We start from the raw sequence: 24449 nt of genomic DNA, 5'->3' as shown, positions 1-24449 counted from the left end.
ATCCAGCTATGATCGTCTATACATAACTAGACCGATATAGTTCAAAGTGATATAATGGTCTAAAGGAGGTGCTACCATGAATGTTTTAGAAAAAAACACACAGGTAAACTTTAAGACTAACAGAGACTTATTAGAGAAGGCTAAAGCTATTATCACAGCGCAAAATCTTGATATGACAGCCAGTTTTAACTTGTTTTTAGAACATATTGTAGAAAATAAAGCCTTGCCATTTGAAACTCAAGTAGACAAAGAAAGAGAAGAACTTCTATCAGGGTTGCGTTCGGAAATTGCCCGTAGCTTTGAAGATTTAGAACATGGAAGAACTTACAGTCTTGATGAAGTGAGGGCTAACTTTGGAATTTAACGAGAACTCATATAGCCTTATTATCTCCGAAACGGTACAAGAACAGCTAAGAGGTATCAAAGACTATATCTCAGCTAACTATTTTTCAGAGCAGGCAGGAGCAAACACAGTTAAAAATATTCTTTACGGATTGGCGCGTCTTGAGATCTTCCCAGAAGCGGGATTTGATGCTGACGAGAGAATAGGAGATATTGTATATCCACCCCACAAAACTCGATGCATCATTTTAGGTGATTACCTAGCCTTCTATCATATTTTAGAGGACAGAAAAGCTGTCTTTATATCAGATATTATTCATAGTAAACAGGATTACATCCGCTTGTTTAAGAAAAAATAGCGCCAGGCGCAGTGTGTTTCTAGTGAAATATTTGAAAAGCATTATCGTGTTTTCTCTTCTATGATATAATGCAAGGATAGTAAGTAGTTGAATTTTTCCCTTAATTAAATTGAAATAGAGAAATAAATTTGGTTCTAAAATAATACACCAAACATCTTGTAAATCACAACAAAGTGTATTGATTTGCTATATAAGTTCTAGACTTACTATCTAGTGGGATTTTTGGTTTTTAAATAGGGTTTATAAGGGAACAGAAACTTGCCTTATAGTTTAACTTATACAAGTAGGTATTCTTGTTAAGGCTTTTTTATGTACAATAATCATCAAAATAAAATTTACTTTGAATGATAATATTATTTTTCAGTTGAAGAGAGAAATAAAACTTAAAAGGTAGCCAAGGTAAAGTATAATTTTATCAGTCAACTATAGAAGCCTTAAGGCAAGTGTAGAATATAATATTTAAAGAAAATTAACGTTTGATATATGGAGGAAAAATTGACTGAAAATAATANTGTTATATTTGAAACNATGGANGAATTTTATGAAAANTTGCCAAANATTTATTCAGAAAAAGATNTCAATNTANTAAAAATGAGACTTGANGGGCATTCAAATAANGAAATTTCCAATTTATTAAATTTACAGTATACTAATNTTTTATCTNNCATAANAAAANTAGTAAGAGAGTTNCCGNAAATTNNAGAAGNAGANCAGTTTNNTGAATTATATACTAATTATTATNTTACAAAAGNTCANTTNCTNACTTATTGTNTCAACGATGGAAGNGTATATGANATTCTAAGTTTAAAATATAAAAAAGGTCTAACTAAATTCCCAACTAGAGAATTCAAAAAAGAATCTAATGAAGAATTTGAAAATAATCATAAATTGATAGATATTATACAAAGCGAACATCTTGAAGATGTGTTAGAACAAAAAATAAAAAATATTGAATTTCTAAAATATAGGCTAGATGGACTATCGCTTCAAGAAATAGGAGAGAAGTATAGTATCAGCAGACAAAGGGTATATCAAATATTACAAAGATTGTTATTTCAATTACCCCCGATTATTGAAGAAGAAAAATTCTCAGATATTTATTCCTCTTTTGATATACCCGAGGATATATTTACACTTGTTTTCCATGAGGATAGTCGAGTATATAATTTTTTAGATCTGAAGTATAAAAAAGGTTCTGTAGATATTCTTGATGAGTTAGCTAGAGGAGACTATTCTGAAGAAGTAAAAAGAATAATTGAGCCTCTTTATCTTAAAAAGTATATGAATAGAGAGCAGTTATTGATACACACTTTATCAAAGTATTCTGAAACTCAGCAGTATTTTACATCAGATGATATGTTCTATCTTTATAATTCAGAAGCTGAAGAGTTAAATTTACCTAAATTAAAGGTAAACAATAGTTTATCTTTAATGAATAATGCCGAACGTTACAAAAATGTCATTTATTCAAATGGTAAGGGTTATAGGCACTATTCTGTTGATATTGATGATGATAAGATAGCTAAAATAAAAGAAATATTTACAGATATTGAATTTGGTTGTTACCATATGGATTTGATTTTTAAAAATCATCTAGAGCTGATGAAAGAATTGGAGATTTATTCAGGTTCCGAGTTACATAATCTCTGTAAGACATACGAACTTGTTATCCCTGATATTATTTTACGACGTAATCCAGAATTTACAAAGGGGGACATAGATAAAGTAACATTTATTAAGCAGCAAATTGCTATTCGAAATGGTATTTCGATTACTGATTTTACAAAAGAAATTTATAATGAGTTTGGACTTCAGGAAAATTCACTCACGTCTTTTATTAGTAAAAATTTACCAGATGTATTGATTAATGGACAATTATATATTGGAGATGAGGAGAGGATTAGTAAATTATCTGGATTGAAAGAGAAACTTTTAGATAATATATATCTAGTATCTGATTTTGAAAAAATATTAGCCCGACATACTGAATATGATATCAGTATCACCTCGGATGTTTTATATAATTTGGGTTTTTATCAGAGAGGAGATTTTATAATAAGATCTGATTTTAGAGGTGTAAAAGCTATATTAGAAGAAGAAATAAAAACTCGGAGGATTTTAGATTTATCTGAATTACCTCCTACCCTTGTATATGCGTTAAACCAAAAGCCAGTGATTATCCCATATATGGAATCAGAGTACAAAATATTAAAAATTGCTGAGAAAAAATATCTAAATTTAACATTTATTAAGAATAGAGATTTTTTTGTGAGAAATTTTAAGAATTTTATAAGAAATGTGGAATCCTTTGTATCAGAGAATCATTATTTTACATTAGAATCTATCATAAAAGATGGTTTTCATGATGGATTAATTGATGATGGGTTTAGCATAATTTCACTTGAACGTTTGCTAGTTAATTCTAAGTTAATAAGTATTGTTTATAGTGCAACAAATCGTAGCATGCTTAAAAAAGCAATCTTATTTTATAAATCAGATGATAAGAAAACATTGGATGATTTTTTTCAAGATTTGTTGTTGGAATATGGATCATGTAATGTAGAAGATTTTATTGCTGATATTGAACAACAATATGGAATAGAGTTTTATGAAGCTGATGTTATTGAACGATTGATAAATGTAGGAGCCGTTTATTCGAAAACTCTAAATAAATTATATGTTGATAAGGCAGAATATTTAAATGAGGTATATAAATGATGAATTTATTTGAAAAACAACTTGGAGAGATAATTTCAACTAAAAAACTTTCTTTGCAAGGGCAAATTAAGATTTTTGATGTTTATCGTATCCCATTGGAATTTTTAAGATATAACAAGAAGAATGGTCGTATTGCAACCTACGTATCACAGTATATTGATGAAGGAAATGAATTTCCTAAGGATAATTTAGTGGAATTTAATGATATTATAGAAAATTACATTGAGCGAAGTAATCCAGATGCATTGAAGAAAACAAAAAGAAATATCCAAATAATGTCACAAACTGAACCTGCAGTAGTTCTTTCAAACGGTATTGTTTTAGATGGAAATAGACGATTTACCTCTCTAAGACAATTATCTAGAGAAGGTGCAGGTGCAGAATTTAATTATTTAGAAGCAGTTATTTTGGATGAGAGACTTTATACTGAAAAAGATATAAAGCGCTTGGAATTAAATCTTCAGCATGCAGTTGAGTCCAGGGTTGATTATAACCCTATTGATAGATTAGTAGATATTTATCGTGACTTAATAAGTGATAAGAGTAATTTTACGGTTGAAGAGTATTCACGAGAGACACACTTATCGATAAAAAAAGTTAAAGACGAAGTTGAATTGGCTCAATTGATGTTGGACTATTTGGAATATATTAACCAGCCATTAAAATTCTATATTGCAAGGGACCAAAAAATTGATGGCCCTTTACGAGAAGTACAAAAAATAATAAAAAGTTCTAAGTTAAATCCTGATAGAATTGATGATGCAAAAGAGTATCTATTTTTAAATATTATGAGTCTAGACGGTGATATTACAAGAAAAATTCGAGAGTTGAAACAAGTTCTAGAGGATAGAGAGCATTCTGAAAAATTATTTGAAGTTATAGAAGAAGATGAAATTTTAGATGATGCTAATGATTATTTTGAGTCGGATTCTGTAAAGGAAAAAATTTCGGAGAAACATTCAGTTGAAATGGCCACTGATTTAAGTAGAAGAATTGCTAAACTAACGGAAGAAGCAGTTGAAAGTAAAAAACTATCTACTGCTAAAGTTCAACCCATTGAAATTTTAGAAAAAAGTTACCGTATTTTACAAGAAGTGGATAAAGAAGCAGTTGAGAGAATGGGAACCACTTCTAAACAGCAATTTTTATCAGTTTTAAGAAATATGAGTGAAACTTTAGAAAAGTTAAATTGTTTATAGAAATGGGTAGTCTTGAACATGGGAGATAATTTATTAATTCTAGATTTTGATGATGGGTTAAAGATTGAAGAAAAATTTTCAAGTTATAAAATAAATTCTACAAATCGTTCCATAAAAAAAATAAGGCAAAAATATCTAAACTCAGAACGTTTATGGGATTTTAAGAAAAATTTATCATATGTAGAAATAGAGGATATTATTAAACACCTGAGAAGATATTCTGATAGAGAAGGAATAGAATTTCAAATATCCGCTTCTGTAATATCATTTATTCAGTATTCGAAGTTTGAGATTGAAGAAATAGCTAAACGAGGCTTAAAAATAAAAGAAAACAAAGATAGTTATTTCGATGAGTTCCAACAATTTGTAAAAATTGTCAATGAACAAGTCAGTCGCCCGTTGTATGAAATACAAAATAGAGTAAGTTTTTATCAAGCGATAATGAATAGAGTAGCAAATTTTTCTGTTCCTGGAGCTGGAAAAACATCTATGGTTTATGGGACGTATGCCTATTTGAGCAGCGAATCTATTAATAAAGTTGATAAAATAGTTGTAATAGGACCTAAAAATTCTTTTTTATCATGGAAAGAAGAGTTTAAGAATGTCTTTGGTAATAAACGAGAGTTGAGAGTTATAGATATTCATAATTCCGACTTCAGAAGAGAGATGCTGTACAAAAATGTTCAACATTATAATCTATTCTTGTTCAATTATGAAGCTATCGTTAGTTATCGATACGAATTAGAAAAGATAATTGATGATAGAACAATGTTAGTTTTTGATGAAGTTCATAAGATAAAGCGTGTAAATTCTGAACGTTCTCTAATAGCAATTGAATTGGCTCAATTAACAAATTTTCGTTATGTGTTGACTGGGACACCCATTCCAAATTCTTATTCTGATATATGGAATTTTTTAAATATTCTATACAAGGATGAATATAGGAAGTATTTTTCTATATCATTGCCAATGTTAAATAATCCTTCGGAATTGTTAAAAGAAGAAATTAATAATAAATTATTTCCGTTCTTTTGGAGAGTTACAAAACACGAATTAGGTGTACCACCAGAAAATCCTGATTATATATGCGATATTATAGCTAATCAGAATGAGCAACAACTAATAAACCTTTTATGGAGAAAATATTCAAGAAATCCATTTCAATTATACATTCGTTTAATACAACTATCTTCAAATCCATCATTGTTAAAAAATAGTCTAACTGAAGAAATGTATGCAGGTTATGGAGAAGATTCTCTGGAAATTGATTTCCTTCCTTTACAGGATTCTCCATCTTATTCTGATAGTGAGTTATCATTGATTGATGCTATAGGTGAGTCATCTAAATTTTTATCCTGTATGAGATTGTCAGTCAATTTAATTAAAGAAAATCGTATTCATATTATTTGGTGTCTTTTTGTAGATACAATTTTTAAAGTTCAAAACCATTTGAATGAATTAGGATATAAAGTAGCGGTAGTTTATGGAGGAATTGAAAGTGAAGAGCGAGAACGAATTATTCTTGATTTTCAAAAAGGCATTTATGATGTGCTAGTGACAAATCCTCATACCTTAGCAGAGTCTGTTTCACTACATATGATTTCGCACGATGCAATTTATCTTGAATATTCATTTAATTTAACTCACATGCTACAATCTCGTGACCGTATTCATCGATTAGGATTAAATAAAGGTCAGGAGACAAATTATTATTATTTTTGTTTAAATGGCCAGCCTGAGAGTCGTAGTACGATTGATAAGAAAATTTATAATAAATTAAATGAAAAAAAAGAAATAATGTTGAAAGCTATTGAGCGTACATCGCTATCTGTAGAATATACTATTGATGAGAAAGCTGAGATTTTACAAATGATGCAAGAAGATCACTTCGAACAAAAATATACAGATAGAAAGGATATGTTTGAGGAGGGTTCTGAAACAAGTGAATTAGCTAGAGCTAATATTATAAAAACTATTCAAGAAATAGAACGACAAAATATTGTAATTCTTGAAAAAATTCAGAAATTTTCAGATAGAAGAGAAGAATTAATAACTAGTCAAGAAATATATATGAAACGCTTTAGTGATGTAGTTGATGGTTACTATAAAATTATTGAAAATCCTAATTTAGTTGAAAATAGTGAACAGCGACTGGAGGAAGCTAAAACAATAATAGTTAATTTTTATGATCAACAAATTGCTACTTTAAAGATGTTAAATAATAATGAGCTAAGAGAATTCGATATCAGTTTAAAATTATTAAAGGAAGATAGCATTGATTTATTGTGAGTGATGTAGTAGAATCTCAAAAAAAACTACTTATTCCCGATATTCTATAGTCAATAAATTTAGCAAATGATTATGCCAATGTTTTTCATAGATAATGTTATATGGAGAGACGAAGATTCTAGTTATGTCAGTTTTGTCAGCGAGGACGGTGAAGGATTGTACACAGAAAATGTTTGTCTGGATATCCTAAAATCGGAATGCCACTAGAACAATATCTAGATTATGAAGTGGTAGAATTGATTGTTAAGAAACAATTGGAATCAGTCTGTGTAGGCTTAGCATTTCAATTGTTTTTTTGTGATAGTTTCAGATAAGAAAGTTTTACCCCAATTATTCAAACATAACACAAAAAGCATCCAGAATTGATATAAAACCAAGGATTCTAGATGCTTTTCTCTTTTCACCCATTGGGTGCTGTTTTTACTGGACAAAAAGGAGTTTCTCCTTTATGATATAAGTGCAAAAAATAAAAACAAAGGAAACTTTGATGCTCAGTATATCAAATAAGTCTATGAAAAACAATATTTTACCATACTTTTCTTTCGATTTATTTTGATATTTCCTCAGCTGTCATTCTGCAATCTTATCTGATTGAAGTTTACGGTTTGAGTCCATTACATTAAAATTAAAACACGCGCTACCAAGTTCCATTCTACAGCAAAGAAATCAACTCTTTTCTAGGGGATTTCCACCCTCATTTTTGTCTTTTGTGCTAAAATAGACTTATAAATTGAAAATAAGGAATGTTTATGAAATCGGGTAATGGTTTTTGGAAAGGCTGTCTCTATTTTTGGGGCTTCTTGTTCTTATTGGGCCTTTTGGTTCAATATGCTCTTCCACTTGCGGCTTGTGTCCTGCTAGGCTATGGTGGTTATCGTCTCTATAAACGTTGGCGCTATCCTCTTTTGCAGGATCGTTCGCTCGACGATCGGATTGAGCTTTTAAAAGCTCGGATTCGTCAGGCGGACAAGGATATTCAGCAATTGGAGGGAACTTTAGTAGAAAAAGGCTCAGAGTCCTATAAGAGTTTGGCTAATCAAGTATTAATCGAACTGCGGGAAATTCATCAGGAGGCGGATCGTCTCAAGTCCTATATCGATGCTGATATCTACAACCGTATTGACAAAAAGGTTCGTACAGTGCGGGCAACTATCGATGTTCAGCTAGAACGTTTGGATAGGGAAAGTCAGGTAGATCTTGAGAATGCGGAGCCAGAGGAATTAGCTCCAGAATTATCCCAGACCTTGGCTAATATTGCCGTTGATCATCAGGCCATTTTAGACAAGATTGCCACCTCTGCCGAAGGGGATAAGGAAGAGTTGACGGCCATTCATAGTTTGAAGATGGAGAAATTCAAAACGATTTTAGAAGGCTATTTAAAGATTAAGGCCAATCCGAAGAACTATAATCGGGCAGAAGAACGCTTAGAGCAAGCTAAAGCAGCTATCGAACAATTTGACCTTGAGCTGGATCAGGTGTTGAGAGAACTTAATGAAACAGATATGCGTGATTTTGATATCAGTCTGCGTATCTTAGAAAAAGATCGTAAAGAATAGGTTAGAAACAAAGGAGTAACCATGACAGAATTTAATTTTGATATTGACCAGATTGCTAATAATACGGTAGCTAAGGTGGATAAAACAACCCAAATCATCGAGACAAATACTGGCTCAGACAAGACCTTGACCTTCTTAGAAAAGTTGAGTCCTGAGCAGCAAGAAGGAATCAAGGCGCACGTGCCCCAGTTAGTAGACCAATTTGTCACAAATCAAAATGCTCTTTTGGATTTTGGACAATCTGCTGTAGAAGGTGTGAATAATACGGTCAATCGTATCTTGTCAGAACAAAAGAAATTGCAGATTCCCCAAGTGGATGATCTTCTCAAGAATACCAACCGTGAGTTGCAAGGCTTTGTCGTCAAATACAAGAACGCTGAGATTGCTGAGTTAGAAGAAAAGCCAAACTTTTTGCAACGATTGTTTAACAAGAGCAAGAATACCCTACAAGAATTTTACTTTGATTCAAAAACAGTGGAACAAAAGCTCGATGGTATGGCTGCCGCAGTGGTCAAGCAAGAAGATGTGCTAGCTCGAAATATCGTCTCTGCTGAGATGTTGATTGAGGACAATACCAAATCCATTGAAAATCTAGTGGGAGTGATTTCCTTTATCGAAGCTAGCCAGACAGAAGCTGGTAATCGCGCTGCCGAACTGAAGGCTCAAGCTGACCAACTTGATACAAGTACGGTAGAATACCAAACCAAGTCACAAGAATTGGCTCGTATGGCAGAAGTGGTCAATACCCTTGAACAACAGCACACTGAGTATGTCAGCCGTCTCTATGTTGCCTGGGCAACAACACCTCAGATGCGCAATCTTGTGAAGGTGTCATCTGATATGCGCCAAAAATTGGGCATGCTTCGTCGCAATACGATTCCAACAATGAAGCTTTCCATTGCCCAACTGGGTATTTTGCAACAATCAATGAAATCAGGTGTCGTGGCAGATGCCATTGTCAATGCCAATAATGCTGCTCTTCAGATGCTAGCTGAGACCAGCAAGGAAGTGATTCCACAGATGGAACGAATTGCCCAAAGTCCGACAGTCGCTGTTGAGTCTGTTACCAAACTGGCTGAAAGTCTGGTCGCTCAAAACCAAGGTATCGTCGCAGCAATTGAATTGGGACGCCAGAAACGTGCCCAACTAGAAACAACCATCGTCAAGTCCGCAGAAATGATCAACGATTCTGTCAAGCTACGCGATGAGAAAATCGTCCAAGCCCTTCTAGACCAAGGCAAGGCCGCTCAGAAAGAAGTACAAGAATAACACACAAGTCCCTTGTAAGTATAGCTTGCAGGGGATTTTGGATTCTTCCTATATATTAGAGCCTCTAATTTATTTCACAAAAAATATAGTTAAAAATGTAGTCATTCGAATGATTTGTCTTGCAATGTACTGAAATTAACAAAAAGAAAAAAACGCATCTTATGCGTTTTTCTTCTGTATTGATTCGTATTGAATGCTTACTTAACCTCTGTAAACACAACGTGTTTGCGAAGTTTTGGTGAGTATTTCTTCAATTGAAGACGGTCTGGAGTGTTACGTTTGTTTTTAGAAGTAAGGTACAAGCGTTCACCAGATTCTTTGTGTTCAAGTGTAATATTTACGCGCATGGTATCTCCCTTCTATTATTCAGCTGATGCAGCTTTAGCGATTTTACGTCCTTTGTAGTATCCTTTAAGTGATACACGGTGAGAACGTGAGTAATCTCCAGTAGTTTCGTCAAAGTTTACAGATGGAGCTGTTACTTTGTAGTGTGTACGACGTTTGTTTTTCTTCGCTTTTGAAGTGCGACGTGCAGGTACTGCCATTTTGATTTCTCCTTTAGGTATTTATATTCGATTCAATCTACTGATTTTCATCAACCATACTAGGATAACACATTTTTTTTGTAAAGTAAAGTTACTTGACAAAAAAAGATGAAAAAATTAAAAGGTCATCAACTGAATTAATCGAAATTTTCTGAAAATTCAAGAATTTTCTTCTGTTCATTGCTTTTAAAATGTGCTATAATAGTAAAAACTGAAATGGGAGGGAACAAATGACTGAATTAGATAAACGTCACCGCAGTAGCATTTATGACAGCATGGTAAAATCGCCAAACCGTGCCATGCTTCGTGCAACTGGTATGACAGATAAGGACTTTGAAACACCGATTGTGGGAGTGATTTCGACTTGGGCGGAAAATACGCCATGTAATATCCACTTGCATGATTTTGGGAAATTAGCCAAAGAAGGTGTCAAATCTGCAGGCGCTTGGCCTGTGCAGTTTGGGACTATCACTGTAGCGGACGGGATTGCCATGGGAACGCCTGGTATGCGTTTCTCTTTGACATCTCGTGATATTATTGCGGACTCTATCGAGGCGGCTATGGGTGGTCACAATGTGGATGCCTTTGTTGCTATCGGTGGCTGTGACAAGAACATGCCTGGTTCTATGATTGCCATTGCTAATATGGATATTCCAGCTATTTTTGCCTATGGTGGAACCATTGCACCGGGAAATCTTGATGGCAAAGACATTGACTTGGTTTCTGTTTTTGAGGGGATCGGAAAATGGAACCACGGTGACATGACAGCTGAGGACGTGAAGCGTCTTGAATGTAATGCCTGCCCTGGACCTGGTGGCTGTGGTGGTATGTACACAGCTAATACCATGGCGACTGCTATCGAAGTTTTGGGTATGAGTTTGCCAGGTTCTTCATCTCACCCAGCTGAATCTGCTGATAAGAAAGAAGATATCGAAGCAGCAGGACGTGCTGTTGTCAAGATGTTGGAGCTCGGTCTCAAGCCATCAGATATCTTGACTCGTGAAGCCTTTGAAGATGCCATCACTGTGACTATGGCTCTCGGTGGTTCTACAAATGCCACTCTTCACTTGCTTGCCATTGCCCATGCTGCCAATGTTGACTTGTCACTTGAGGACTTCAATACGATCCAAGAGCGTGTACCTCACTTGGCTGACTTGAAACCATCTGGTCAGTATGTCTTCCAAGACCTCTACGAAGTCGGTGGTGTGCCTGCGGTTATGAGATATCTCTTGGCAAATGGTTTCCTTCATGGAAACCGCATTACATGTACTGGTAAGACTGTTGCTGAGAACTTAGCTGACTTTGCAGACCTCACACCAGGTCAAAAAGTCATCATGCCACTTGAAAATCCAAAACGTGCAGATGGTCCGCTTATCATCTTGAACGGGAACCTTGCACCAGACGGTGCGGTTGCTAAGGTATCAGGTGTTAAAGTGCGTCGTCACGTTGGTCCAGCTAAAGTCTTTGACTCAGAAGAAGATGCGATTCAGGCCGTTCTGACAGATGAAATCGTTGATGGCGATGTAGTTGTTGTCCGTTTCGTTGGACCTAAAGGTGGTCCTGGTATGCCTGAGATGCTCTCACTTTCATCAATGATTGTTGGTAAAGGCCAGGGAGACAAGGTTGCCCTCTTGACAGACGGCCGTTTCTCTGGTGGTACTTATGGTCTAGTTGTTGGACATATCGCTCCTGAGGCTCAGGATGGTGGACCGATTGCCTACCTTCGTACAGGCGATATTGTTACGGTTGACCAAGATACCAAAGAAATTTCCATGGCCGTATCTGAAGAAGAACTTGAAAAACGCAAGGCAGAAACAACCTTGCCACCACTTTACAGTCGTGGTGTCCTTGGTAAATATGCCCATATCGTATCATCTGCTTCACGCGGAGCCGTGACAGACTTCTGGAATATGGACAAGTCAGGTAAAAAATAAACTCAAAAAGCAAGCCATTCTCGGCTTGCTTCTTTTCATCTTCAAAAGTGATTTGCCTGCTTATACTCAATAAAAATCAAAGAGCAAACTAGAAAGCTAGGCGCAGGTTGCTCAAAACACCGTTTTGAGGTTGCAGATAGAACTGACGAAGTCAGTAACCGTACTACGACAAGCCGACGCTGATGTGGTTTGAAGAGATTTTTGAAGAGTATTAACGAGGTGGCAGTCCAAGGGCAATACGGCCGTAGCGACTGATTCGTGTAATCTTCCAGGCAGGCGACCAGGTAACTTCAACCTTGACATCTTCGATACCCTCGATTTGTTTCAGACCTGCCACGATTTCGATAGGCAGGCTTTCGGCACAATCACAGGCAGTGTCGGTGAAGGTCATGACAATCTTACAGAGACCCGTTTCATCCAGATTGATTTCATAAATCAGTCCTAGATTGTAAACATCCAATTCCACATCTGTATCAAAAACCTTCTCTAGTTTTTCGATAATTTGGTCTTGCAAGGCCAAAGCACGGTCATTGATTTTGATATCCTCTCTCATTACAGTCCCTCCACATGATAAATATCCTCTATTTTCTCATAATTCTGACAATTTGGCAAGTTTTTGATGAATTTTCTGAAAAATATGATAAAATGAAGAAAATACTGAATCAAGGGGATGCCTATGGAGCAGATTGGAAAAGTCTTTAGACAATTACGAGAGTCAAGAAATATCTCGCTGAAACAAGCAACTGGGGAACAATTTTCGCCGTCTATGTTATCTCGCTTTGAAACAGGTCAGAGTGAGCTTTCGGTGGAAAAGTTTCTATTTGCCCTAGAAAATATATCTGCCAGTGTAGAGGAAATCCTCTTTCTGGCGAGAGGTTTTCAGTATGATACAGATTCTGAGTTGAGAAAAGAAATCATAGATGTCTTGGATCCAAAGAATATAGCACCTCTTGAGGACTTGTATCGCAGGGAGTATCAAAAGCATGCCCATTCTCACAATAAACAGAAACATATTCTAAATGCCATTCTTATCAAGTCTTATATGAAGAGCATGGATGAAAGGGTAGAGTTAACAGCAGAGGAAAGGAAAGTTCTTCATGATTATTTGTTTTCTACCGAGATTTGGGGAATCTATGAACTCAATTTATTTTCAGTCAGTTCACCATTTCTATCTGTTTCTCTTTTCACTAGGTATGTTAGAGAGATGGTACGAAAATCTGATTTTCTAATGGAAATGTCTGGCAATCGAAACCTTTTTCACACTATACTATTGAATGGTTTTTTAGCCAGCATTGAGTGTGAAGAATTTACTAATGCCTCTTATTTTAAACGTGTCATCAAAGAGCATTTCTACAAGGAAAATGAGACCTACTTCCGAATTGTCTATTTGTGGGCGGAAGGTCTCCTTGATAGCAAGCAAGGTAGAGTCAAGGAAGGTCAGAAAAAGATGGAAGATGCTGTCCGTATTTTTGAGATGCTTGGCTGTAATAAATCTGCCGAATACTATAGAAATACGACCGATTGTTGAATATCTGCAAACTAAGAAAATCATTTGAAATTTTAAGCGATAGAATTGTTGACCTCTCTCGTGTCACTGGAGAAATTCTATCGTCTCTTTTCACTTATTTTTTTGTTGCATATATTCAAAAGTTTTTCCTCTAAAATTTCTAAGTGCTATACTATAGTCATACTTCACATAAAACTTCGAACAAGAAGGGAGATTACCTATGAAACTATTGTTCAGAAATCAAGCTTATCGACTCTTGACTTTGTCACGTTTCTTCAATGCTTTTGGTGCTTCGATTTTCAACCTGGTATTTATCGTCTATGCATCGACTTTGCCACAAGCTTCTTTTGCGGTTGCTATGGCGAATATTGTCATGATTCTTCCGACTTTCTTTACAGTTTTTGTAGGGATTCGGGCAGATTACACGAGGGCCAAGGTCAAATGGATGGTCTATAGCGGTTTGTTTCAGGCGGTTTTATTTTTTCTAGTAGCCCTAGTTGTTCAGCAAGCTAGTCTCTTTGCCTTTTCTAGCCTGTGTTTAATCAATGTCATTAGTGATGTCATCAGTGATTTTGCAGGTGGTTTGCGCATGCCTCTCATTAAGGAAAAAGTAGCTGAAGATGATTTGATGGAGGCTTACTCTTTTTCCCAGTTCATTACCTATATTTCAGCTATTGGTGGTCAAGCTTTTGGAGTCTGGCTCTTAGGGCTATCGGTCAACAATTTTTCCCTCGTTGCGGGAATCAATGCCTGTTTCTTCCTAGTATCAGCCGTCATCCTCTTTTTAGGAAAAAGCAAATTGAGCCTGTCAATTTCATCTCCTGATGGTGAATCACTAAAAAATGAGAAGCTTTCTATCAAAGACCAGTTCCTAACGATTTATCGGAATTTACGTCTCGTTTTTCTTAAAGGTGGACAGAAAAACTTTGGTTTTATGCTCTGTGCTGTCTTGCTTATCAATGCCTTGGGTGGCGCTTTAGGAAGCATCTATAACATCTTCTTTTTGAGCCATTCTCTTTTGGACTTTTCTTACACAGAGGCATTATTTATCAGTCAAGTCTGTGCTTTGTTAGCAATCATCATCAGTAGCCTTACGGGCAATGATTATTTTGGGAAGCAGTCCTTGCCTAGATTGATGATGTGGGTGACCGTAGGACTCAGTCTAGTTGGTCTAGCTAATTTATTCAATCAAGTCGTACTTGGTTTACTATTTCTCTGTTCAACTCTGTATGTGTCTGGTAAAGTTCAACCAAAGATTAGTGCCATGCTCCTGAAAAATCTAGCTCCAGAGGTTCTAGCTCGTACCAGTAATTTTTTAGGTTTATTATTTACCTTATCCATACCTGTGGGAACAGCTTGTTTTTCACTTATAGCTGTATGGAATATACAGTTGACTTGGATGCTATTTGTTGGTCTCTCCTTGATAGCTATTCTTTTGACAGTTATTAATCTCAAAAATGATATCTAAATCCTAATTTTTTTCTTACTGTTTTAATCCCTCTATTTATGGTAAAATAAGACTATTAAGTTTAAAGAGGATTCCCTATGAAATTACAAAAACCAAAAGGAACGCAGGATATTTTACCTGCTGAATCTGCCAAGTGGCAGTATGTTGAGGGCTTTGCCCGTGAGATTTTCAAGCGCTATAACTATGCAGAAGTGCGTACGCCTATTTTTGAGCATTACGAGGTCATCAGTCGCTCTGTCGGAGATACGACCGATATCGTAACCAAGGAAATGTACGACTTCTATGACAAGGGTGACCGCCATATTACCCTCCGCCCAGAAGGAACTGCGCCTGTTGTTCGTTCCTATGTGGAAAATAAACTCTTCGCCCCAGAAGTGCAAAAGCCAAGTAAGTTCTACTACATGGGCCCTATGTTCCGTTATGAGCGTCCACAGGCAGGGCGCTTGCGCCAATTCCACCAGATTGGTGTTGAGTGTTTTGGATCTAGCAATCCAGCTACCGATGTGGAAACAATCGCGATGGCAGCTCATTTCTTGAAAGAAATCGGCATCCAAGGTGTCAAATTGCACCTTAACACTTTGGGGAATCCTGAGAGCCGTGCGGCCTATCGTCAAGCCTTAATTGACTATTTGACACCGCTCAAGGAGACCTTGTCTAAGGATAGCCAACGTCGTTTGGAGGAAAATCCTCTTCGTGTCTTGGACTCTAAAGAAAAAGAAGACAAGGTAGCAGTAGAGAATGCACCTTCTATCTTGGACTTCCTTGATGAAGAAAGTCAAGCTCATTTTGATGCTGTGCGTCAGATGTTGGAAAATCTTGGAGTAGACTATATCATCGATACCAATATGGTGCGTGGTCTGGACTACTACAATCACACTATTTTCGAGTTTATTACTGAGATTGAGGGCAATGACCTGACAGTCTGTGCGGGTGGTCGTTACGATGGTTTGGTTTCTTACTTTGGAGGCCCTGAAACTGCTGGATTTGGTTTTGGACTTGGTGTAGAGCGCCTGCTTCTCATTCTTGAAAAGCAAGGTGTGGCCCTCCCTATCGAAAACGCCCTAGATGTCTATATAGCAGTCTTGGGTGATGGAGCAAATGTCAAGGCCTTGGAATTAGTACAAGCTCTTCGCCAACAAGGTTTCAAAGCAGAGCGTGATTACCTCAACCGTAAACTCAAAGCTCAATTCAAGTCAGCCGATGTCTTTGCTGCTAAGACCCTCATCACCTTAGGAGAGAGTGAAGTCGAAAGCGAACAAGTAACGGTCAAGAATAATCAAACCCGAGAAGAAGTGCAAGTGTCACTTGAGACAATCAGCCAAAACTTCTCAGAAATCTTTGAAAAACTAGGATTTTAATAACAGATAAACTGGTCAGGATTTTATCCCTGACCTTTTTCTTTTGCAAAATGACAAAAATCATAAACTTTTTGACAAATATGATTGTCAAAAAGAAAAAGATGTGTTACAATGTAAGCAAGTTAAGAAATAGAAAGCAGAAAGGAGCTATGATGTGGGTAGTATTTATACTATTTATGATTTTCTTTTATTCTAATAATTCTAAAAAAATCAAGAAACTAGAGAATAAAATCAAAAAGCTTGAGCGAAAAGAGAAAGGAAATATAGAAATGTCAAGATTATTGCAAGAATTAATTGGGAAAAACCCAACAATCGTTGGAGAATTATTTGGAACAAATAATTGGGAAGTTGTGGATGTTGATGAGGAATGGGTAAAGCTACGACGTGTAGATAATACGGGAAAAGAAAAATTCAAACTACAACGCATTGAGGACATCCAAACCGTTGAATTTGACGGAAAGTAGGTGTGTAACATGCAACTAAAAAATCGTCTAAAAGAGCTACGGGCTCGCGATGGTCTCAATCAAACCGACCTAGCCAAGCTGGCAGGGGTTTCCAGACAGACCGTTAGCCTACTAGAACGGGATGAGTACACCCCATCCATTATCATTGCCCTGAAAATATCTCAAATTTTCAACGAAACAGTCGAATCGGTATTTCGCTTGGAGGAGGACGAGTGATGAACAAGTATAGAGTGATTTATTATGTAGTTGCCATAGCTCTATTAGTTAGCGTGTGTCTACTAATTGGAACAAATCTAGGATGGTTTGATCTCTATTACAGTGATCAATTTGTTTGGGCTTACTTTGCTCTTATCCCAGTCGTTGACTGGATTGAAAAGAAAGCAAACAATCTAGCAAGTGAAAAAGGAGAATGAATATGAAAAAGAAAAAGAAAGGTGTCTTGTTATTTTTAATGTCTATTGTCTTGGGAGGTTTCTTGTACATATTTGTAGATATGTTGAAGGCTGGTGCCGAATCCCACGAAATTATTTTAGATGTAAAAATCTTGATACCATGGATATCAGCTATTTGTTTAGTATTAGGTTTCATTAGCATTCTTTTGACGTTCAATTTCTTAAAGAAAAGCAGAAAATTTCACTCCTTGTATCAAGAGGAAATGGATGATGATCTGAATGAAACCTATTATGTGCAGATGTATCGGAATCTCGAGTTTGGAACTATTGCTTTTAATAGTGCAAGCGTAGCGATTTTATTGGCTCTTTTCATCTCAGGTAGTGAAGCATTTGTACTAAATAGAAGCCATCTAACCTTATCTCTTTCTTTTTTGGGATTAGTGCTGATTTTCAGTGTTCAAAAATATCTTTTTAAGACCATTGCGATTGTTCGTCAGTTTGATTTGGCATTTTTCTCTACACCAAAGGATGTCATGGACTTTATCAATTCTTACGATGAAGGGGAGCGCCAGGCTAATTTGGAACAGAGTTTTCGAATTTTATTCCAATTAAACCAGTATGTCTTGCCAGGTTTGTATATTTTGATTGATCTCTTTTCCTTACTGACAGGAGAGATTCAGTTACTAGCCTTCTTGCTTGTAGGAGCTATCCATATTTATATCAATGTGATGCAGTTACCTATGGTAAAACGTTATTTCAAATAAAGGAGTTTCTATGATTCGTGTTGAAAATGTAAGCAAAAGTTTTGGGAGCAAAAAAGCTCTTCATCAGATTTCTTTTGAGATTAAGGAAGGTGAAATCTTTGGTTTTCTTGGACCTTCTGGCTCAGGTAAAACAACCATGATCAATGTCTTAACAGGTCAGTTGGCTGCAGATCAAGGTAAAACAGTTTTGTTAGGCAAGAATTCTCAAGATTTAACCTCAAAGGATTTGGAACAAATTGGTATAGTTAGTGATGGCAGTGGTTTTTATGAAAAGATGAGTCTTTACAAAAATCTTCTCATCTATGCTAAGCTATATGGTCTCAAGTCAGATAGAGTAGTTCAGGTGCTTCAACAGGTTGGATTGGCAGATGCTAAAGATATTATCGCAGAAAAGTTATCTACTGGAATGAAACAACGAATGTTCTTGGCCCGTGCCCTTCTTAATGCTCCTAAGATTCTCTTTCTAGATGAGCCAACTAGTGGCTTAGATCCTACAACATCTAAGATGATTCATACCCTACTTCAAGAATTAAAGCATGCGGGGACAACTATCTTTCTGACCACGCATGATATGAATGAAGCAACTCTGCTTTGTGATCGCTTATCTCTTTTAAATAAGGGTAACTTAATAGAGTATGGAAGTCCGCAAGATATCATCCAGAAGTACCATGTGGATAAGAAAGTACATGTGGTTTATAACGATGGACGAGAACAGATAGTTCCATTTGAAGAATTGCCACATTTAGACACGACAGATTTGATGGTGGTTCACTCTTGTGAGCCAACACTAGAAGAAATCTTTATCAGATTGACAGGAGAAAAGTTAGATGTTTAGAAAATTAAATGCCCTACTATGGTTAAGAGTACAAGTTCTTATTAGCAATTCAAGTTTGTTAGCAACTTTATTGATGCCTTTTGGTATTGCTGTTCTATATAATGAATTCATGAATAAGAATGGAGAATTGAGTATGTTGCTCCTCTCTACGAGTTTGACCATGGTCTTGAGTATGGGAAGTGGTTATATGGTATCGATTATGATGGCAGAAGATAAGGAAAAACGAAATCTTAAATCACTCATCCTAAGTGGTGTGACAGCAACAGAATATACTTTCAGTATGCTTGTTCTCCCCATTCTGATAATGTTACTTGCTATGATTGTACTTCCCATCTATCTTAAAGTAGATCTATCTGGTTATTTATTTGCCTACGTTATCTATTTGCTCCTAGCAACGATTAGTATTATTTTTATCAACATTCTAATCGGTGCGGTATCAGATACTCAATCTAAAGCGCAAGTTTATAGTATCTTCCCTATGTTAATTGTCTCTTTTTTACCTATAATTGCTCTTCAAAATGATACGGCTCAAAAAGTGTTGGATTATTCGTTCATCGGTCCTATTGTAAATCTTTTAAATAAAAAAGGTGGAGAGATATCTTTTTCTAACATCGGTATGTTACTTGCCTGGGTACTTGTGTTAGGAATAGCGAACCTCTTTGTATTGAAAAACAGCTATAAAGCAAGATAGGAGATTTATATGAAACTACTTAAAAACCTTGGCTGGTTTCTTCTAGCCATTCTATCCTTTGTGTTTATCTATGGTACCGTTCAGAGTGGGGCTGTAGAAGCTTTGAATCTAGGCGCTTCACCCTATGCTACTACCTTGCTTTATGTGGCCTTGGCTGGAGTATATGTGTACGTCATTTATAAATGGTATCAGAAAGGTCCTGTTCATATTGAGAAGAGTGGCTTCAACCGATTTATTTGGCTTCCTGCTCTGGTTTGGTTCTTATCTCTGCTTGTCCAGTTTTTCTTGCCAGATGATCCTTCGGTAAATCAACAAATGGCGACAGACTTGACCTTGGCTCAGCCACTCTTCTCCTTCTTTGCGGTCGTTATTTTTGCTCCTTTGACGGAAGAACTTATCTTTAGAGGGATGTTAGCACGCTACCTCTTTCCTAAGCAGGACAATAGTAAACAAACTCTAATTTTTCTTCTGGTAACTAGTGTTCTGTTTGCCTTGATTCATTTCCCAGGAGATGTGCAACAATTTTTAGTTTATGCTAGTCTTGGTTTTAGCTTGGGCTTGGCTTATATTAGCAGAAAAGGTCTGGTCTACAGTATTTCTCTTCACGCTTTAAATAATTTAGTCGGCTTTTTGATGATTCTCATGCTATAATAGAGTCAGGAGGTCACATGAAACGAGTAATTTTATTAGCAGTGATTCAGGCAGTTGTTCTATTTTTCATCATTGGAGCGCTAGCTTATGCCTTTAAGGGCGATTTCTTCTATAACTATCTAGCAGTCGTCTTTGCCCCTATTGCAGGTGTCTTGCGCTTTGGGACAGCTTATACAACGGAAATTGTCTTGCCGAGAAAGGCAGCCGAAATCGCTGAAAAGCGTAAAGCAGGCAAAAATTCAAAATAAAAGAGTCCGGTGAACTTCATCGGATTTTTGTATGGGCGCTAATTTTTAGCTCCCTCATTTGATTTTTAAAGACAGGCAAACTTTTCTGCTGATTTTCATGAAGAGCCTGCGCTTTTATGGTAAAATAGTAACAGAATAAAAGAGGAGAGAAAACATGAAACGTAGTATGTATGCTGGTCGTGTTCGTGAGGAACACATCGGACAAGAAATTACCTTGAAAGGATGGGTTGGCCGTCGTCGTGACCTTGGTGGTTTGATCTTTATCGACCTTCGTGACCGTGAAGGAATCATGCAGTTGGTTATCAACCCTGAAAAAGTCTCTGCAGAGGTCATGGCAACAGCTGAAAGCCTTCGTAGCGAATTTGTTATCGAGGTGACTGGTCAGGTCGCTGCGCGTGAGCAATCCAATGATAAGTTGCCAACTGGTGCAGTTGAGTTAAACGTGACAGCTCTGACAGTGCTTAATACAGCTAAAACAACCCCATTTGAGATTAAGGATGGCATTGAGGCTAATGACGATACACGTTTACGTTACCGTTACCTTGACCTTCGTCGTCCAGAGATGCTGGAAAACCTCAAACTTCGTGCTAAAGTGACCCACTCTATTCGCAATTACTTGGATGAGTTGGAGTTTATCGACGTGGAGACACCATTCCTTTCTAAGTCAACTCCTGAAGGGGCGCGTGACTATTTGGTGCCGTCTCGTGTTAATAAAGGGCATTTTTACGCTCTTCCTCAAAGTCCACAAATCACGAAACAGCTCTTGATGAATGCTGGTTTTGACCGTTACTACCAAATCGTTAAATGTTTCCGTGATGAAGACTTGCGTGGAGACCGCCAGCCTGAGTTTACCCAGGTCGACTTGGAAACATCCTTCCTTACTGAGCAGGAAATCCAAGACATCACAGAAGGTTTGATTGCGCGCGTGATGAAGGAAACAAAAGGTATCGAAGTGACTCTGCCATTCCCTCGTATGAAATACGATGATGCTATGGCTCTTTACGGTTCTGACAAGCCAGATACCCGTTTTGACATGTTACTTCAGGACTTGACAGAAGTGGTCAAAGGTGTAGACTTCAAAGTCTTTTCAGAAGCACCTGCTGTAAAAGCAATTGTAGTCAAAGGAGCTGCGGACAACTATTCACGTAAAGACATCGACAAGATGACAGAAGTAGCCAAACAGTATGGTGCCAAAGGTCTTGCTTGGGTTAAGGTTGTTGATGGAGAATTAAACGGACCAGTTGCCAAGTTCTTGACTAGCATCCAAGCAGAATTGACAACAGCGCTTGCTCTTGAAGATAAGGACTTGGTTCTCTTTGTGGCGGATACGCTTGAAGTGGCCAATGCAACTCTTGGTGCCCTTCGTGGACGTATTGCCAAAGAGCTTGGCTTGATTGATAACGATAAATTCAACTTCCTTTGGGTGGTTGACTGGCCAATGTTTGAATGGTCTGAAGAAGAAGGCCGTTACATGAGCGCCCACCATCCATTTACACTTCCACAGGAAGAGACTGCTCACGAACTAGAAGGCGATTTAGCTAAGGTTCGTGCCATTGCTTACGATATCGTTTTGAACGGTTATGAACTTGGTGGTGGTAGCCTCCGTATCAACCAAAAAGACCTTCAAGAACGTATGTTCAAGGCTCTTGGTTTCTCAGCCGAAGAAGCAAATGATCAGTTTGGATTCCTTCTTGAAGCTATGGACTATGGTTTCCCACCACACGGTGGTTTGGCTATCGGACTTGACCGATTTGTTATGTTGCTTGCAGGAGAAGAAAATATCCGTGAAGTTATTGCCTTTCCTAAGAACAACAAGGCAACTGACCCAATGACACAAGCTCCATCAACAGTCGCTCTCAAACAACTAGAGGAACTCAGCTTACAAGTAGAAGAAGATGAAACAAGCAAAACGAATTAAGCGGTGGCGCTATTATCTGCGCCGCTTTGCTTATCAGATAAAAATTTTACGTGTCTTACAAAGCATCTCTCGTGAAAAATATGATGAGAAGATTTCGGCCTCTCTGGTATATGGTTTTCTATCAGCAGTAGCGGTCAATTTCTTTTTCCAACCAGGGCATGTGTATTCGAGTGGTGCGACAGGTCTGGCACAGATTATCTCTGCCTTGAGTAATCACTGGTTTGGTTTTCATATTCCGATTTCGCTGACCTTCTACGCCATTAATTTCCCTTTGATGGTCTTGGCTTGGTATCAGATAGGGCATAAGTTCACTGTTTTTACCTTTATCACGGTATCCATGAGTTCCTTCTTTATCCAGTTTGTCCCTGTGGCAACCTTGACGGAGGATCCTATTATCAATGCCCTCTTTGGGGGCGTTGTCATGGGCTTGGGGATTGGTTTTGCTCTTCGAAACAATATCTCCAGTGGTGGGACGGATATCGTCAGCCTGACTATTCGCAAGAAAACGGGTAAGAATGTTGGTAGTATTTCTTTCTTGGTAAATGGGACCATCATGCTGATAGCAGGCTTGACCTTTGGTTGGGAATACGCTCTCTACTCTATGATTACCATCTTTGTCTCTAGCCGTGTCACAGACGCTGTCTTTACCAAGCAAAAACGGATGCAGGCCATGATTGTGACCAATCATCCAGAGAAGGTAATTGAAAAAATCCATAAAAAATTGCACCGCGGTGCAACCATGATCCACGATGCAGAAGGAACCTATAATCACGAAAGAAAGGCAGTTTTAATCACTGTCATTACACGTGCAGAGTTTAATGAATTTAAACAGATTATGAAACAGGTGGATCCAAGCGCCTTTGTCTCTGTCTCGGAGAATGTTCATATTTTGGGACGGTTCGTTGAAACAGATAATTAGTGATCAAAAAAACCAGCTCGAGCTGGTTTTTATTTTTCGATAATTTTGTGGGCAATCAACTGGCGATAACAAATTTGTTTATTGCTTTTAGCATCATTGATGATCTGGAGAATAGTTTCAAAGGAAACACGACCAAGCTCCAAACTATTGATATCGACATAGGCTGCCAAGTTGAGCTTGGGATTGACTGAGTCGAAGCTGAGGACAGGGACATCCAGTTGGTGTTTTGCGATGTAATCACAGACCCCTGCAGCAAGGAGACTATCAATGGTAATAATAGCGTCAATATTTGGATCGTGTTTGAAGAGAAGTCTACTAAAGCGATAACCATTATCTTCAAGAAATTCAGTAGCAAAGTAAGTCAGATTAGTATCGAGAGGAAGTTGGTATTGTTTTAGAGCTAGCTCGTAACCTGTCAGACGGTCTTGTGTTACGAAGAGTCGCTTAGTACCTCCGATAAAGGCAATTCGCTTGCATCCTTTTTTGATGAAATACTCTGTCGCATCAAAACCAGCTTGGACATTGTCATTATCGACAAGTGGAATGAAGGGAGATAGAGATTTACCTAAGATAAGGAAAGGAAATTGCTCGTCTGCTACTAACTTAACCAAAGGGTCCTCTTCTTGGGCATAGAGGAAAATCAAACCATCTACACGCTTACCATAGACCATCTGAGAAATAGCTTTAAGACGCTCTTTGGCATCTTTACCTGTCGCGATCTGAATGGCGTAGTGGTTTTCAGAGGCGACTTGGGCGATACCACGGAGGACAGATGGGAAGAAAGGATTTTGATAGAAGGCGTCTGAGTCGTCAGGAAGCACCAAGCCGATAACTTGGGTATAACTGCTTACCAAACTACGAGCGTTGAGGTTGGGGTGGTAATTGAGCTCCTTCATAGCCTTACGAACACGTTTTTTTGTTTCGTCGCTAATGGTTGATTTGTTTTGAATAACACGGGTTACGGTTGAAGGTGAAACACCAGCAGCCTTGGCCACGTCTTTAATCGTAACGGGCATAAAAATC

25 protein-coding genes are annotated in these 24449 nt (G+C 37.3%); 21 read left to right on the top strand and 4 right to left on the bottom strand.

The window, feature by feature from the left end:
- The first annotated feature begins 76 nt into the window (after positions 1-76).
- From D8845_RS05165 to D8845_RS05135, 7 genes are all read left to right on the top strand, one after another.
- Entirely contained in the window at positions 77-364 is a 288-nt protein-coding gene (locus D8845_RS05165; protein WP_125452711.1) for a type II toxin-antitoxin system RelB/DinJ family antitoxin, read from the top strand.
- Entirely contained in the window at positions 354-701 is a 348-nt protein-coding gene (locus D8845_RS05160; protein ID WP_125452710.1) for a type II toxin-antitoxin system RelE/ParE family toxin, read from the top strand. The genes D8845_RS05165 and D8845_RS05160 overlap by 11 nt, the downstream gene beginning before the upstream one ends.
- Before the next feature lie 924 nt (positions 702-1625).
- Positions 1626-3419: a hypothetical protein gene (locus tag D8845_RS05155; RefSeq protein ID WP_142998970.1), complete on the top strand. Its 1794-nt coding sequence runs from the start codon at positions 1626-1628 to the stop codon at positions 3417-3419.
- Positions 3416-4618: a hypothetical protein gene (locus tag D8845_RS05150; RefSeq protein WP_020903380.1), complete on the top strand. Its 1203-nt coding sequence runs from the start codon at positions 3416-3418 to the stop codon at positions 4616-4618. The genes D8845_RS05155 and D8845_RS05150 overlap by 4 nt, the downstream gene beginning before the upstream one ends.
- 18 nt (positions 4619-4636) lie before the next feature.
- A complete protein-coding gene (locus D8845_RS05145) occupies positions 4637-6907 on the top strand; it encodes an SNF2-related protein (protein WP_125452708.1) in 2271 nt (756 codons plus the stop codon).
- A gap of 749 nt (positions 6908-7656) precedes the next feature.
- The gene (locus D8845_RS05140) at positions 7657-8463 is read left to right on the top strand and encodes a hypothetical protein (RefSeq protein WP_125452707.1); all 807 of its coding nucleotides are present in this window, start codon (positions 7657-7659) and stop codon (positions 8461-8463) included.
- A gap of 21 nt (positions 8464-8484) precedes the next feature.
- The gene (locus D8845_RS05135) at positions 8485-9732 is read left to right on the top strand and encodes a toxic anion resistance protein (protein WP_033685330.1); all 1248 of its coding nucleotides are present in this window, start codon (positions 8485-8487) and stop codon (positions 9730-9732) included.
- A gap of 197 nt (positions 9733-9929) precedes the next feature.
- Here the strand turns inward: D8845_RS05135 and rpmG are convergent, their stop codons facing one another.
- Together rpmG and rpmF are read right to left on the bottom strand one after the other, a co-directional pair.
- Positions 9930-10079: a 50S ribosomal protein L33 gene (gene rpmG, locus D8845_RS05130; protein WP_001265622.1), complete on the bottom strand. Its 150-nt coding sequence runs from the start codon at positions 10077-10079 to the stop codon at positions 9930-9932.
- Positions 10080-10094: 15 nt separating this feature from the next.
- Positions 10095-10277, bottom strand: coding sequence for a 50S ribosomal protein L32 (gene rpmF, locus D8845_RS05125; RefSeq protein WP_000290417.1), 183 nt, complete (start codon positions 10275-10277; stop codon positions 10095-10097).
- A 230-nt stretch (positions 10278-10507) separates the two neighbouring features.
- On the opposite strand from rpmF, the gene ilvD reads away from it, so the two are divergent.
- Positions 10508-12211: a dihydroxy-acid dehydratase gene (gene ilvD, locus D8845_RS05120; RefSeq protein WP_125452706.1), complete on the top strand. Its 1704-nt coding sequence runs from the start codon at positions 10508-10510 to the stop codon at positions 12209-12211.
- A 211-nt stretch (positions 12212-12422) separates the two neighbouring features.
- On the opposite strand, the gene D8845_RS05115 is transcribed toward ilvD, so the two are convergent.
- Positions 12423-12764, bottom strand: a complete 342-nt coding sequence (locus D8845_RS05115; RefSeq protein ID WP_001206380.1) for a metal-sulfur cluster assembly factor — start codon at positions 12762-12764, stop codon at positions 12423-12425.
- Positions 12765-12887: 123 nt separating this feature from the next.
- On the opposite strand from D8845_RS05115, the gene rgg reads away from it, so the two are divergent.
- From rgg to D8845_RS05045, 13 genes are all read left to right on the top strand, one after another.
- Positions 12888-13739 carry a quorum-sensing system transcriptional regulator Rgg gene (rgg, locus tag D8845_RS05105; protein WP_125452705.1) on the top strand — a complete coding sequence of 284 codons (852 nt, stop codon included), beginning with the start codon at positions 12888-12890 and terminating at the stop codon, positions 13737-13739.
- Between the two features lie 199 nt (positions 13740-13938).
- Complete coding sequence (locus tag D8845_RS05100; RefSeq protein ID WP_125452704.1) at positions 13939-15186, top strand: transporter; 1248 nt, start codon at positions 13939-13941, stop codon at positions 15184-15186.
- A 77-nt stretch (positions 15187-15263) separates the two neighbouring features.
- Positions 15264-16544, top strand: a complete 1281-nt coding sequence (gene hisS / locus D8845_RS05095; protein WP_125452703.1) for a histidine--tRNA ligase — start codon at positions 15264-15266, stop codon at positions 16542-16544.
- On the top strand, positions 16544-17008 hold the full coding sequence (locus tag D8845_RS05090; protein WP_125452702.1) for a hypothetical protein: 465 nt from the start codon (positions 16544-16546) through the stop codon (positions 17006-17008). The genes hisS and D8845_RS05090 overlap by 1 nt, the downstream gene beginning before the upstream one ends.
- 9 nt (positions 17009-17017) lie before the next feature.
- The gene (locus D8845_RS05085; protein ID WP_001176231.1) at positions 17018-17224 is read left to right on the top strand and encodes a helix-turn-helix transcriptional regulator; all 207 of its coding nucleotides are present in this window, start codon (positions 17018-17020) and stop codon (positions 17222-17224) included.
- A complete protein-coding gene (locus D8845_RS05080) occupies positions 17224-17421 on the top strand; it encodes a hypothetical protein (RefSeq protein WP_023938972.1) in 198 nt (65 codons plus the stop codon). Before D8845_RS05085 ends, D8845_RS05080 begins: the two co-directional genes overlap by 1 nt.
- A 2-nt stretch (positions 17422-17423) precedes the next feature.
- Positions 17424-18164 (top strand): DUF3169 family protein, encoded by a 741-nt coding sequence (locus D8845_RS05075; RefSeq protein ID WP_180948020.1) that lies wholly within the window; start codon positions 17424-17426, stop codon positions 18162-18164.
- A 10-nt stretch (positions 18165-18174) separates the two neighbouring features.
- On the top strand, positions 18175-18999 hold the full coding sequence (locus D8845_RS05070) for an ABC transporter ATP-binding protein (protein ID WP_101785796.1): 825 nt from the start codon (positions 18175-18177) through the stop codon (positions 18997-18999).
- Positions 18992-19690, top strand: coding sequence for an ABC transporter permease (locus D8845_RS05065; RefSeq protein ID WP_033687475.1), 699 nt, complete (start codon positions 18992-18994; stop codon positions 19688-19690). Before D8845_RS05070 ends, D8845_RS05065 begins: the two co-directional genes overlap by 8 nt.
- 9 nt (positions 19691-19699) lie before the next feature.
- Complete coding sequence (locus tag D8845_RS05060; RefSeq protein WP_000771205.1) at positions 19700-20341, top strand: CPBP family intramembrane glutamic endopeptidase; 642 nt, start codon at positions 19700-19702, stop codon at positions 20339-20341.
- A 17-nt stretch (positions 20342-20358) separates the two neighbouring features.
- Positions 20359-20589 (top strand): hypothetical protein, encoded by a 231-nt coding sequence (locus D8845_RS05055; RefSeq protein ID WP_000832184.1) that lies wholly within the window; start codon positions 20359-20361, stop codon positions 20587-20589.
- 154 nt (positions 20590-20743) lie between these two features.
- Complete coding sequence (aspS, locus tag D8845_RS05050) at positions 20744-22507, top strand: aspartate--tRNA ligase (protein ID WP_125452701.1); 1764 nt, start codon at positions 20744-20746, stop codon at positions 22505-22507.
- Complete coding sequence (locus D8845_RS05045; RefSeq protein WP_049547004.1) at positions 22485-23426, top strand: YitT family protein; 942 nt, start codon at positions 22485-22487, stop codon at positions 23424-23426. The genes aspS and D8845_RS05045 overlap by 23 nt, the downstream gene beginning before the upstream one ends.
- 29 nt (positions 23427-23455) lie before the next feature.
- Here the strand turns inward: D8845_RS05045 and D8845_RS05040 are convergent, their stop codons facing one another.
- Positions 23456-24442, bottom strand: coding sequence for a LacI family DNA-binding transcriptional regulator (locus tag D8845_RS05040; protein WP_001145419.1), 987 nt, complete (start codon positions 24440-24442; stop codon positions 23456-23458).
- Between the last annotated feature and the right edge of the window lie 7 nt (positions 24443-24449).

Origin of the sequence: Streptococcus mitis, assembly GCF_003942865.1 — a bacterium.
In the GTDB taxonomy this organism is placed as follows: Bacteria; Bacillota; Bacilli; order Lactobacillales; family Streptococcaceae; genus Streptococcus; species Streptococcus mitis_BI.
The sequence above is the reverse complement of the archived record's forward strand: the minus strand, read 5'-3'. Positions and strand labels throughout refer to the sequence as shown.

Excerpts from the sequence above, each read along its gene's own strand:
- rgg (WP_125452705.1), top strand. The coding sequence starts at position 12,888 with ATGGAGCAGATTGGAAAAGTCTTTAGACAATTACGAGAGTCAAGAAAT.
- D8845_RS05045 (WP_049547004.1), top strand. The coding sequence starts at position 22,485 with ATGAAACAAGCAAAACGAATTAAGCGGTGGCGCTATTATCTGCGCCGC.
- rpmG (WP_001265622.1), bottom strand. The coding sequence starts at position 10,079 with ATGCGCGTAAATATTACACTTGAACACAAAGAATCTGGTGAACGCTTG.
- D8845_RS05060 (WP_000771205.1), top strand. The coding sequence starts at position 19,700 with ATGAAACTACTTAAAAACCTTGGCTGGTTTCTTCTAGCCATTCTATCC.
- D8845_RS05115 (WP_001206380.1), bottom strand. The coding sequence starts at position 12,764 with ATGAGAGAGGATATCAAAATCAATGACCGTGCTTTGGCCTTGCAAGAC.
- ilvD (WP_125452706.1), top strand. The coding sequence starts at position 10,508 with ATGACTGAATTAGATAAACGTCACCGCAGTAGCATTTATGACAGCATG.
- D8845_RS05150 (WP_020903380.1), top strand. The coding sequence starts at position 3,416 with ATGATGAATTTATTTGAAAAACAACTTGGAGAGATAATTTCAACTAAA.
- D8845_RS05070 (WP_101785796.1), top strand. The coding sequence starts at position 18,175 with ATGATTCGTGTTGAAAATGTAAGCAAAAGTTTTGGGAGCAAAAAAGCT.
- D8845_RS05140 (WP_125452707.1), top strand. The coding sequence starts at position 7,657 with ATGAAATCGGGTAATGGTTTTTGGAAAGGCTGTCTCTATTTTTGGGGC.
- D8845_RS05075 (WP_180948020.1), top strand. The coding sequence starts at position 17,424 with ATGAAAAAGAAAAAGAAAGGTGTCTTGTTATTTTTAATGTCTATTGTC.
- aspS (WP_125452701.1), top strand. The coding sequence starts at position 20,744 with ATGAAACGTAGTATGTATGCTGGTCGTGTTCGTGAGGAACACATCGGA.
- D8845_RS05080 (WP_023938972.1), top strand. The coding sequence starts at position 17,224 with ATGAACAAGTATAGAGTGATTTATTATGTAGTTGCCATAGCTCTATTA.
- D8845_RS05165 (WP_125452711.1), top strand. The coding sequence starts at position 77 with ATGAATGTTTTAGAAAAAAACACACAGGTAAACTTTAAGACTAACAGA.
- D8845_RS05145 (WP_125452708.1), top strand. The coding sequence starts at position 4,637 with ATGGGAGATAATTTATTAATTCTAGATTTTGATGATGGGTTAAAGATT.
- D8845_RS05040 (WP_001145419.1), bottom strand. The coding sequence starts at position 24,442 with ATGCCCGTTACGATTAAAGACGTGGCCAAGGCTGCTGGTGTTTCACCT.
- D8845_RS05100 (WP_125452704.1), top strand. The coding sequence starts at position 13,939 with ATGAAACTATTGTTCAGAAATCAAGCTTATCGACTCTTGACTTTGTCA.
- D8845_RS05065 (WP_033687475.1), top strand. The coding sequence starts at position 18,992 with ATGTTTAGAAAATTAAATGCCCTACTATGGTTAAGAGTACAAGTTCTT.
- D8845_RS05135 (WP_033685330.1), top strand. The coding sequence starts at position 8,485 with ATGACAGAATTTAATTTTGATATTGACCAGATTGCTAATAATACGGTA.
- D8845_RS05055 (WP_000832184.1), top strand. The coding sequence starts at position 20,359 with ATGAAACGAGTAATTTTATTAGCAGTGATTCAGGCAGTTGTTCTATTT.
- hisS (WP_125452703.1), top strand. The coding sequence starts at position 15,264 with ATGAAATTACAAAAACCAAAAGGAACGCAGGATATTTTACCTGCTGAA.
- D8845_RS05085 (WP_001176231.1), top strand. The coding sequence starts at position 17,018 with ATGCAACTAAAAAATCGTCTAAAAGAGCTACGGGCTCGCGATGGTCTC.
- rpmF (WP_000290417.1), bottom strand. The coding sequence starts at position 10,277 with ATGGCAGTACCTGCACGTCGCACTTCAAAAGCGAAGAAAAACAAACGT.